The sequence below is a fragment of the Sphingomonas sp. SUN039 genome (genome assembly GCF_024758725.1).
Classification (GTDB): domain Bacteria; phylum Pseudomonadota; class Alphaproteobacteria; order Sphingomonadales; family Sphingomonadaceae; genus Sphingomonas_O.
In genome coordinates, this window is sequence record NZ_CP096972.1 from 2826229 (window position 1) to 2837531 (window position 11303).

An 11303-nucleotide genomic window follows, 5' to 3' on the forward strand; every position below is an offset into this window, starting at 1 on the left:
AGGCTTTGCCTTTGACACCGGGCAAGCGCGGATTAAGGGGCTGGCGTACAGGGGACCGACATGAAGCTGCTGACCGGAAACGCCAACCTGCCGCTGGCCAAGGCGATTGCCGAATATCTGGAGATGCCGCTTACCGAGGCGAGCGTGCGCCGCTTTGCCGATGAAGAGGTCTTCGTCGAAATCCACGAGAATGTCCGCGGCGAGGATGTGTTCGTGCTCCAGTCGACCGGGTTTCCGGCGAACGACAATCTGATGGAATTGCTGATCTGCATCGATGCGCTGAAACGCGCGTCGGCCAAGCGGATCACCGCCGTCATCCCTTATTTCGGCTATGCGCGGCAGGACCGCAAACCTGGGCCCCGCACGCCGATTTCAGCCAAGCTGGTCGCCAATATGATCACGGTGGCGGGCGCGCACCGGGTGCTGTCGGTCGATCTGCACGCTGGGCAGATACAGGGGTTCTTCGATATCCCGACCGACAATCTGTTCGCCGCACCCGTCATGGCCGCAGACATCCAAGCGCGCTTTCCGACCGATAATTTGATGGTCGTCAGCCCCGACGTCGGCGGCGTGGTTCGCGCCCGGGCCTTGGCAAAGCGCCTCAACAACGCCCCGCTCGCCATCGTCGACAAGCGCCGCGAAAAAGCGGGCGAGAGCGAAGTCATGAACATCATCGGCGATGTGACCGGCCGGTTCTGCGTGCTGATCGACGATATCGTCGATTCGGCGGGGACGCTGTGCAATGCGGCCAAGGCGCTGCGCGACGCGGGCGCATCTGACGTCGTGGCCTATGTAACGCACGGCGTCCTGTCGGGCGGGGCGGTGGCGCGGGTCGAGGGGTCGGTGCTGCGCGAACTCGTCGTCACCGACTCGATCCAGCCGCCCGAAGCGGCCAATGCGGCCAGGAACATCCGCCTGCTGACGATTGCGCCGCTGGTGGCGGAGGCGATCAAGCGCATTGCCGACGAAAGCTCGGTCAGCTCGCTGTTCGACTGACGCATGGCAACCCGTCGCCTCATCGAACTCAACCACATCATCGAAGACGGGATGGTGACCTATAAAGGGCTGCCCGCGCCGGTCATCTGCGATTACTGGTCGCGGGAGGCGTCGCGCGCCAATTATGCGGCGGGCACCGAATTCCAGATCGGCCGGATCGACATGGTCGCCAACACCGGCACCTATCTCGACACGCCGTTCCACCGTTATGCCGATGGCGCGGATTTGAGCGAACTGCCGCTCGAACGCGTCTCGGCACTCCCCGGACTGGTCGTGCGGACGGCAAAGACCGCGATCGACGCGGGCGTTTTTGCCGGGATCGATGTCCGCGGCAAGGCCGTGCTTGTGAACACCGGCTGGGACCGGCACTGGCGCACCGACACCTATTTCAGCGACCATCCGTTCCTGACCGCCGACGCGGCCGAAGCCCTGCGCGACGGCGGCGCGGCGCTGGTCGGGATCGATTCGCACAATATCGATGATGTTTCGGGCAACACCCGTCCGGTTCATTCGATCCTGTTGGCCGCAGGCATCCCGATCGTCGAGCATATGACCGGCCTCGCGCAGTTGCCGGAGACCGGCTTCACATTCCATGCCGCGCCGCCGCGCATCAAGGGCATGGGCACGTTTCCCGTCCGCGCCCATGCCGTCGTCGGCGGATAGGGGAAATCGATGCGTCCTGCCGACGTCGATCTTGCCGAACGCCTCGCCGATGCGGCGGGGGCCGCAATCCGTCCGTTTTTCCGGAGCCGTTTCGATATCGAGACCAAGGCGGATGCTTCGCCCGTGACAGAGGCCGACCGCGCCGCAGAGGCGGCGATGCGGCGGATCATCGAGGCTGAATATCCGCGCGACGGCATCATCGGCGAGGAATATGGGGTCAAGGACAGCGCGACGGGGCGGAGCTGGGTGCTCGACCCCATCGACGGGACGGTCAGCTTCATGGCGGGGCGGCCGATTTTCGGGACTTTGGTGGCGCTGGTCGAGGAGGGGTGGCCGGTCATCGGCGTGATCGACCAGCCGGTGGCGCGCGAACGCTGGGTCGGGGTTGTCGGCCGGCCGACCCTGTTTAACGGAAAACCCGCCACCAGCCGCCGATGCCCAAGACTCGACGGCGCCAAGATCGCAACCACAAGCCCCCACTTGTTCAATGAGGGTGAAGGCGAAGCATTCTTGCGTCTGGTTGCCAAGGCCTCCGCCTCCAACCTTAGACAAGGGCCGATCTATGGCGGCGATTGCTACAACTATGGGCTTGTCGCCTCAGGACATATCGATCTCGTCGTCGAAGCAGGCCTGAAGCTCCACGACTATGCCGCGCTCGTCCCCGTCGTCGAAGGCGCGGGCGGAACGATGTGCGACTGGGCCGGCGATCCGCTCAACGCCGACAGCGCGGGCGATGTCATCGCGCTCGGCGATCCGGCGCGGCTGGAGGATGCGGTCGCGGCGCTCGCCACCTGACGACTTGCTTTTGCACCCGCTTTTGCCCATAGGCCGCCGCTTCAAAGCACGACCCGCTACGAATCGCCTGGCTGAAAGGGCTGCCAGGGCGACTTCAGGGACGTCATTCGAAAGGACGAAAATGCCCAAACTGAAGACCAAGAGCGGTGTGAAGAAGCGCTTCACGCTCACCGCGACCGGCAAGCTGAAGCACGGCGTCGCTGGCAAGCGCCACCGCCTGATCAGCCACAATGCCAAGTACATCCGCCAGAACCGCGGGACCAAGCTGTTGTCGAAGGCCGATACGGCCACCGTCAAGGCCTGGGCACCGTACGGCTTGTCATAAGGGAGCCCGGTAGATGGCACGCGTCAAACGCGGCGTAACAACGCACGCAAAGCACAAGAAGGTTCTGGAGCAGGCAAAGGGGTACTACGGCCGCCGCAAGAACACGATCCGTATCGCCAAGCAGGCGGTCGAAAAGGCAGGTCAATACGCCTATCGCGACCGCAAGGTGAAGAAGCGCAATTTCCGCGCGCTCTGGATCCAGCGCATCAACGCCGCCGTGCGTATGGAGGGCCTGACCTATGGCGTGTTCATGCACGGCCTGAAGCTGGCGAACATCGAACTCGACCGCAAAGTGCTGGCCGATCTGGCGATGCACGAGGGCGAAGCGTTTAGCACCATCATCGCGCAGGCGAAGGCGGCACTGCCCAAGGCAGCCTAAACCGCATTCGTAACGAAAAGCGCATCGGGGCGTGAGCGGGTTGCCGCTCGCGCCCTTTTGCTTGATGGGGCTGGGGCCATGACCGAACACGAAATCACCGCACAAATTGTCGCTGCCACCGACCTCGACGCACTGGAAGCGGTGCGGATCGCGCTGCTCGGCAAGAGCGGGTCGATCAGTGCGTTGTTGAAGACGCTCGGCGGGATGACGCCCGAGCAGCGTCAGGCCGAGGGCCCGCGCATCAACGGGCTACGCGTCGCCGCGACCGACGCGATTGCGGCGCGCAAAGCTCAACTGGAGGGGGCCGCGCTCGAAGCGCGCCTCGCGACAGAACGGCTCGATATGAGCCTGCCCGCGCCCGCAACGCCGCGTGGGTCGGTGCATCCGGTCAGCCAGGTCATGGACGAACTCGCCGAAATCTTCGCCGATATGGGCTTTGCCGTCGCGACCGGACCCGAGATCGAGGACCAGTGGCATAATTTCACGGCGCTCAACATGCCTGAGACGCATCCGGCGCGTGCGATGCACGATACATTTTACCTCGAAGCTGCCGGGGGCGAGGAGGCGAAGGTGCTCCGTACGCACACGTCGCCTGTGCAAATCCGCACCATGACGTCACAAGCGCCGCCGATCCGCATCATTGCGCCGGGGCGCGTGTACCGGTCGGACAGCGACGCGACGCACACGCCGATGTTCCACCAGATCGAGGGGCTGGTCGTCGACAAGGGCATCCATCTCGGCCATCTGAAATGGACGCTGGAAACTTTCCTCAAGGCGTTTTTCGAGCGCGACGACATCGTCCTGCGCCTGCGCCCGAGCTATTTCCCGTTCACCGAACCCTCGGTCGAGGTCGATGTCGGGTTCAGCATCGAAAAGGGTAAACGCGTGCTGGGCGGAACCGGCGGCTGGATGGAGTTGCTCGGCAGCGGGATGGTGCACCCGCGCGTGTTGCGCGCCTGCGGGATCGACCCCGACGAATATAGCGGCTTCGCGTTCGGCGTCGGCGTCGACCGGCTGGCGATGCTCAAATACGGGATGGACGACCTGCGTGCGTTCTTCGACGGCGATAACCGCTGGCTGAAGCATTACGGTTTCGGCGCGCTCGACGTGCCCACTTTGTCGGCAGGAGTCGGGGCATGAAGTTCACGCTCGGCTGGCTCAAGCAGCATCTCGACACCGACGCGACCGTCGATCAAGTCGCCGACACGCTCAACGCGATCGGGCTGGAGGTCGAGGGGATCGACAATCCGGCTGAGAAACTGTCGGCGTTCCGCATTGCCCGCGTGCTGACCGCCGCGCCGCATCCGCAGGCCGACAAGCTGCAAGTGCTGTCGGTCGATGCGGGCGACGGGCCGTTGCAGGTCGTCTGCGGCGCGCCCAATGCGCGGGCGGGTCTCGTCGGCGTGTTCGGCGCGCCGGGGGCTGTCGTGCCGTCGAACGGCATGGTCCTGAAAGTCGCGGCGATCCGCGGCGTCGAATCGAACGGCATGATGTGTTCGGTGCGCGAGCTCGAACTCGGCGACGAGCATGACGGCATCATCGAGCTGCCTGCCGACGCCCCCGTCGGCGCGTCGTTCGCGGGTTATGCGGGGATCGACGATCCGGTGTTCGACGTGGCAGTCACCCCGAACCGGCAGGACTGCATGGGCGTGCGTGGCATCGCCCGCGATCTGGCAGCGGCAGGGCTGGGGACGCTCAAGCCGCTGGCGGTGCCCGAGATTGTGGGCAACGGGCCGAGCAAGATCGAAATCCGGACCGACGACGCCGAGGGCTGTCCGGCTTTCTACGGCCGCACGATCAGCGGTGTCACCAACGGCACCGCGCCCGAGTGGATGGCGCGCCGTTTGAAGGCCGTCGGGCAGCGCTCGATCTCGACGCTCGTTGACATCACCAACTACGTCATGCTCGACCTGGGGCGGCCGAGCCATGCCTATGACATGGCGAAGCTCAGCGGTGCGCTCGTCGCCCGCCGCGCGACCGACGGTGAGACGGTGACGGTCCTCAACGGCAAGACCTACACGCTCACGCCCGAGATGACGGTCATCGCCGATGCCAACGAAGTCCATGACGTCGCGGGCATTATGGGCGGCGAGCACTCCGGCATTGCCGACGACACGACAGATGTGCTGCTCGAAGTCGCCTATTTCACGCCCGAAGGCATCGCGAAAACCGGCCAGACGCTTGCGCTGACCAGCGACGCGCGGACGAGATTCGAACGCGGGGTCGATCCGGCGTTCCTCGAAGATGCAGTCGCGATTCTGACCGGGCTGATCGTCGAGCATTGCGGGGGCGCGCCGTCGGAGATGGTTCGCGCCGGATCGCCGCCGCTCGAGGTGCGGACATTGTCCTACGACCCGGGGTTGTGCGCGCAGCTCGGCGGCATCGACGTTCGGCCTGATCGGCAGCGGGCGATCCTCGACCGCCTCGGCTTTGCAGCGGCGACGGACTGGACCGTCACCATCCCCAGCTGGCGGCGTGACGTCGATGGCCCCGCCGATCTGGTCGAGGAAGTCGTGCGGATCGTCGGGCTCGACAACATCGTCTCGACCCCGCTGCCCCGCACCGACGGCGTGGCGCGTCCGACGGCAACGGCTGACCAAAAGCTGGAGCGTCGGATGCGGCGAACCGCCGCCAGCCTTGGCCTCAACGAGGCGATCACCTGGTCGTTCATATCCGAAAATGAAGCGGCGGCAGTCGGCGGCGGCCACTGGGTTCTGGAAAACCCCATCAGCGAAGAGTTGAAGGTCATGCGGCCCTCGCTGCTGCCAGGGCTGCTCTCGGCGGCGCGGCGCAATCTCGACCGGGGTGCCGACAGCGTCCGCCTGTTCGAAATCGGTCGTCGCTATCTGGCCGATGGCGAACACCCCACGCTCGTCCTTGTCATGGCAGGGGAGCGGGCACCACGCGATTGGCAGGGCGGCAAGGCAAAGCCATTCGACGCCTATGACGCAAAGGCGTTGTGCATCGAACTGCTGAGGGCGGCGGGTGCACCTGTCGATAATTTGCAGGTGATGGGCGAGGCAGGGAATTTCTATCATCCCGGCCAATCGGCAACGCTTCGGCTCGGTCCTAAAACGGTTCTGGCAAGCTTTGGCGTGATTCACCCGACGACGGCCAAGGCGTTCGGCATCGATGGGCCGGTCGTCGCGGCGGGGATTCATCTCGACGCAATTCCAACCAAACGCGAGACCGGCTTCATGCGCGCCGCTTACACCCCGCCCGCACTGCAAGTCGTGCGCCGCGACTTTGCCTTCCTCGTGCCGCTCGATCTGGCGAGCGACACGCTGGTTCGCGCAGTCAAGGGCGCCGACAAGGGCGTCATCGCCGACGCGCGGCTGTTCGACATGTTCACCGGCACCGGCGTGCCCGAGGGGCAGAAATCGCTCGCGGTCGAAGTGACGCTGCAACCGGTCGACAAGAGCTTCACCGAGGACGATCTGACCGCCATTGCGGCAAAAGTCGTGGCGGCGGCGGCGAAGCTGGGTGCCGTTCTGCGCGGCTAAATTCAGGCGCAAGATGCGGGATGGCGCAGGCCTCGCGTGGCGGTATGAGCGACGCGAGGAGAGCCGAATGACGCCGTCCGATCTTGCCGCGCTACAGGCCGCCGCCGATGCTGCCGCCGCGTACCGCCGCGATATTGCCGTTGCCGAACACACGCCGGTCGCCGATTACCGGACGATCCATGCGGCCTTTGCGGCACCGGTTCCCGAGGAACCCGGCGACTCCGCTGCAATCATCGACGAGCTCGTCCGGCTGGCCACCCCCGGCATTCGCGCGCAGACTGGGCCGCGCTTCTTCGGCTGGGTGATCGGCCATTCGCACCCGGTCGGCGTCGCGGCGGACTGGCTGGCCTCGGCCTGGGGACAGAACGCCGCCAATGTGACAGCGGCCCCGGCGGCGGCTGCGGTGGAGGCGGTTGCCTGCGACTGGGTGCTCGACCTGCTGGATTTGCCCCGCGACGCCTCAGTCGGCGTGGTAACGGGCGCGACAGTCGCGAATTTCGTGTGCCTTGCCGCCGCGCGCAGCGAAGTGCTGCGCCGGACCGGCTGGGACGTCGAAGCCGACGGCCTGTTCGGCGCGCCGCCGGTGACGGTGCTGATCGGGGCCGACGCCCATGCGACCGTTTATTCCGGCCTCAAATATCTCGGCCTCGGCGCGCGGCGGGTGCGCGAAGTCGCGTGCGACGATCTGGGACGCATCCTGCCCGACGCATTCGCGGCGGCGCTCGATGAGTCCGACGGGCCGGTCATCGCAATCCTGCAGGCCGGACAGATCAATACGGGTGGCTGCGATCCCTTCGACGCGCTGGTGCCGATGGCCCATGCCAGAGGTGCATGGGTCCATGTCGACGGCGCGTTCGGATTGTGGGCGCAGGCGGCACCGGCGCGCAAGCACCTGACCGCCGGGGTCGAGGCTGCCGACAGCTGGGCAACCGACGGGCATAAATGGCTGCAGACACCCTATGACTGCGGCTTTGCCATCGTCCGCGATGCCGGGGCGCATGCCCGGGCGATGGCGATTTCGGCGAGCTATTTGCCGCCAGCCGAAGGGTCCGACCGCGACCCCTCGACCTATGTCCCCGAACTGTCGCGCCGCGCGCGGGGCTTTGCGACCTGGGCGACGATCAAGGCGCTGGGGCGCAGCGGCATCGCCGAAATGGTCGAGCGCAACTGCGCGGTCGCCGTGCACATGGCGGCTTGTCTCGACGCCGAACCCGGCATCGCAGCAGTCGTCCCGGTAACGCTCAACCAGTTCATGGTCCGCTTCGGCGACGACGATGCGCTGACCCTCGCGACCGTCGAGCAGATCCAGCGCGACGGCGTCGCCTTTTTCGGGGCGTCGCAATGGCGCGGCCAATGGGTCCTGCGCGCGTCGGTCTGTTCGATGGCAACAACGATGGCCGAGGGGGAAACCAGCGTCGCCGCCGTGATCGACGCCTGGCGCAAGGTGCAGGCGCGATGATCGGGATTTCGTCCGGCGCGCTCACCGCGCGGATCGACCCGCAGGGGGCAGAGCTTCAGTCGCTGACCGACGTTCGGGGCCGCGAGTATATGTCGTCGGGCGATCCGGCGTTCTGGTCGGGTCGTGCGCCGTTGCTGTTCCCCATTGTCGGTCGGCTGAACGATGACATGCTGCGCGTCGACGGGCAGAGCTACACCCTAGAAAAGCACGGATTTGCGCGGCGTGTGCGCTTCGAAGTCGTGGCTCATGACGCCAGTTCGGTGCGGTTCCGCCTGACCGACAGCCCCGCGACCCGGGCAATGTACCCGTTCGCGTTCACGCTCGACGTGCTGTTCGCGGTGGCGGGCGACACGCTGGCGATGACCGTGATAATCCGCAATCCGGGCAACGCGCCGCTGCCCGCGAGCTTCGGCTATCACCCCGCCTTCGCTTGGCCGCTGCCCGGCGCGGAGCGGGCCGCGCACGAGGTCGTGTTCGAGTGCGACGAGCCAGCGCCGTTGCGCCGTGTCACGCCGGAGGGACTGATCGGTCCCGACCCGAAGCCTTCGCCAGTGGACGGCAACAGCTTCGCCCTGACCGACGCCCTGTTCGCCGACGACGCGCTGGTCTGGACCGACCTCGACAGCCGTCGCCTGAGTTATGGCGTACCCGACGGCCCGCACCTCGACATCGCGTTTCCCGACACGCCGCACCTCGGCATCTGGACCAAGCCCGGTGCCGCGTTCGTCTGCATCGAACCCTGGGCCGGACATGCCGACCCCGAGGGCTATTCCGGGGACTTCCGCGACAAGCCGGGGGTGATGGGCATCGCCCCCGGCGCGGCGCGGTCTTTCCGCATGGACGTGACCGTTAGAACTTGAGTCCGACCGTCGCGAACACCTGACGCGGGTTGCCGTAGTAGGCGGTCAACACGCCTTCGTTGCCGAGCGTCGAGTTGATCCCCGGCGTGCCGTTGGCGAGGATGAACGCGCCGGTGTCGGGGTTCTGGCGCAGGAAGTTGTAGCCCGCGACGATATAGCGGCGGTTGGTCAGGTTGCGGCCATGGATGCCGACCGACCAGCGGTCGTTCTCCGCCGTGTAGACGAGGCTCGCGTCGAGCAACGTGTAGCGCGGCTGGTCGAGGCCGGGGGTGGCGAGCTCGAACTGCTGCGAATCGCCACGATAGGAGAGCGTCGACGACATGTTCAGCGAACCCCCGCCAATCGGCACATTGTACGACAGGGTTTCCGAAATCGTCAGATCGGGCGTGTTCTGGATCGCTCGACGGTTGGCGACATCGATGCCGCGCGCGTCGATGAACTGGGTGTAGCGCGCATCGATATAGCCGACTGCGACCTGCAGGCCCAGCTTGGCGCCGTCGATGAACGCATCTCGCGCGACCAGATTGCCCTCGAACTCGACCCCGCGAAAGCGCGCGCGCCCCGCGTTTGTGGTGATGCCGACGAAGGTCTGGATCCCGTTCACGGTCTGGCCGACCGAACCAGGCACCTGCACATCGGTGTAATCGGCGTGGAACGCCGACAGCGCGAAGGTGAACGCACGGTCGAACAATGCGCCCTTCCAGCCGATTTCATAGCTGTCGACCTTTTCGGGCCGGAACGACAGGAAGCGGTAGATATCGGCCTGATCGCCGCCTGCGCCGTTGATGCCGTTGCCGTTGAAATCGGGGGCCGCCGTGCCGACACCGCGCGGGTCGAACCCGCCGCCTTTGAACCCCTTCGAATAGCTGGCGTAGATATTGTGGTTCGGTGTGGGCTTGAAGCTGATCGAGGCACGCGGCGTGAACTGCTTGAAATCGGCCGAGCCGTTGAAATCGGTCTGGCGAACGATCGGCGCGCTGGTGCCGCCGAAGAACGGCGACGACCCGAGATAGACGTTGCGCTGGATCTGCGACGTGCGCTTGTCCCAAGTGTAGCGACCGCCCGCCGACAGGCTGATCTGGTCGGTCAGGTCATAAGTGAAATCGCCGAAGATCGCCGCCGTGTCGGTGGACACATTGCCGAAGGTGAGCGCGGTGACCGTGCCCGGCAGACGCACGTCGAACACCGTGCGCGACTTGGCATTGAGGTAATAGGCACCGATCAGGCCGTTGAAGCGACCTGAGTCGATCAGCAACTGCAGTTCCTGCGAGGTTTGCCGGTTGTTGTAGAAGGCGGGGACATCGACATCGACAGCGGGGAGCGCGTCGAAATCGATGGGCGTCGCCGAATCGTCCTGACGATAGGCCGTGATGCTGCGGACAGTCAGCCAGTCGGTCGGCTTGCCCTCAAGGAACAGCGACAGGCCGTAAGCCTCGACATCCTGCGTCGGGGCGACGAGCGCGCCGCGGCTGTCATAGACATTGGCGAGGACCGGCGTCGCGGTTGCCAGCGAGGTGATCAGCCGGTGGCCGCCGCGCGTGTTGCTCTTGTCGCGGGTGTAATCCGCCGCGACCCGGGCAAAGATGTCGGTGCCGTGCACTTCGGCGGTCAGGCGTCCGGCCAGCACGTTCTTGTTATAGTTCGACAGGCCGGTCGTCAGATTGCGCCCGAACCCGTCGCGGGTGAGCTTGGCGACCGCGCCGCCGAGGCGCAGCGTGCCGTCGCCCACCGGCACGCTCGCGCTGATCACGCCATCGGCCTGGTTGTAGCTGCCATAGGCCGCGCGCAGCGACAGCGCGGGTTTGTTGGGCAGTTTGCGCGTCACATATTTGACCGCGCCGCCGATGGTGTTGCGCCCGTAGAGCGTCCCCTGCGGCCCGCGCAGCACTTCGATCCGCTCGACATCGTAGATATCGAGCACGGCCCCCTGCGGGCGGTTGAGATAGACATCGTCGAGGTAGAGACCGACACCGGCTTCGAAACCGGCGACCGGGTCCTGCTGGCCGACGCCGCGGATGAAGGCGCTGAGCGTCGAATTGGTGCCGCGCGACACTTCGAGCGTCACGTTGGGGGCGCTGGCCGCGACGTCGGTGATGTCGATGGCACCTGTGCGTTCGAGCTGCGCGCCCGAAATCGCCGTCATCGAAATCGGCACATCGATCAGGCTTTCCTCGCGGCGGCGCGCCGTGACGACGATATCGCCGTCTCCGGTCTCGGCGGGCTGTTGCGCGAATGCCGGCGTGGCTAGGGTGCCGACCAGCGCGACACCTGAAAACAATGCAATGCGGAACCGGTTTGCCATTTAAGCTCTCCCCAAAGGCTG

10 protein-coding genes are annotated in these 11303 nt (G+C 65.8%); 9 read left to right on the forward strand and 1 reads right to left on the reverse strand.

Translation table 11 applies throughout. The annotated features are described in order from the left end of the window. Positions 1-60 precede the first annotated feature (60 nt). The 9 genes from M0209_RS13850 to M0209_RS13890 all read left to right on the forward strand — a co-directional run bounded on the left by M0209_RS13850 (position 61) and on the right by M0209_RS13890 (position 8980). On the forward strand, positions 61-996 hold the full coding sequence (locus M0209_RS13850) for a ribose-phosphate pyrophosphokinase (protein WP_258888851.1): 936 nt from the start codon (positions 61-63) through the stop codon (positions 994-996). A 3-nt stretch (positions 997-999) separates the two neighbouring features. Continuing rightward, entirely contained in the window at positions 1000-1659 is a 660-nt protein-coding gene (locus tag M0209_RS13855; protein WP_258888852.1) for a cyclase family protein, read from the forward strand. Positions 1660-1668: 9 nt separating this feature from the next. Continuing rightward, positions 1669-2454, forward strand: coding sequence for an inositol monophosphatase family protein (locus tag M0209_RS13860; protein ID WP_258888853.1), 786 nt, complete (start codon positions 1669-1671; stop codon positions 2452-2454). Positions 2455-2575: 121 nt separating this feature from the next. Further along, positions 2576-2779 (forward strand): 50S ribosomal protein L35, encoded by a 204-nt coding sequence (gene rpmI, locus M0209_RS13865; protein ID WP_258888854.1) that lies wholly within the window; start codon positions 2576-2578, stop codon positions 2777-2779. Between the two features lie 13 nt (positions 2780-2792). After that, positions 2793-3158, forward strand: coding sequence for a 50S ribosomal protein L20 (rplT, locus tag M0209_RS13870; RefSeq protein ID WP_258888856.1), 366 nt, complete (start codon positions 2793-2795; stop codon positions 3156-3158). Between the two features lie 78 nt (positions 3159-3236). Beyond that, positions 3237-4298 carry a phenylalanine--tRNA ligase subunit alpha gene (pheS, locus tag M0209_RS13875; RefSeq protein ID WP_258888857.1) on the forward strand — a complete coding sequence of 354 codons (1062 nt, stop codon included), beginning with the start codon at positions 3237-3239 and terminating at the stop codon, positions 4296-4298. Then, positions 4295-6661, forward strand: coding sequence for a phenylalanine--tRNA ligase subunit beta (pheT, locus tag M0209_RS13880; RefSeq protein ID WP_258888859.1), 2367 nt, complete (start codon positions 4295-4297; stop codon positions 6659-6661). The genes pheS and pheT overlap by 4 nt, the downstream gene beginning before the upstream one ends. Before the next feature lie 67 nt (positions 6662-6728). Beyond that, on the forward strand, positions 6729-8120 hold the full coding sequence (locus M0209_RS13885) for a pyridoxal-dependent decarboxylase (RefSeq protein WP_258888860.1): 1392 nt from the start codon (positions 6729-6731) through the stop codon (positions 8118-8120). Further along, positions 8117-8980: an aldose 1-epimerase family protein gene (locus M0209_RS13890; RefSeq protein ID WP_258888861.1), complete on the forward strand. Its 864-nt coding sequence runs from the start codon at positions 8117-8119 to the stop codon at positions 8978-8980. The genes M0209_RS13885 and M0209_RS13890 overlap by 4 nt, the downstream gene beginning before the upstream one ends. Here the strand turns inward: M0209_RS13890 and M0209_RS13895 are convergent. Continuing rightward, positions 8970-11282 carry a TonB-dependent receptor gene (locus M0209_RS13895; protein WP_258888862.1) on the reverse strand — a complete coding sequence of 771 codons (2313 nt, stop codon included), beginning with the start codon at positions 11280-11282 and terminating at the stop codon, positions 8970-8972. The genes M0209_RS13890 and M0209_RS13895 overlap by 11 nt on opposite strands. Between the last annotated feature and the right edge of the window lie 21 nt (positions 11283-11303).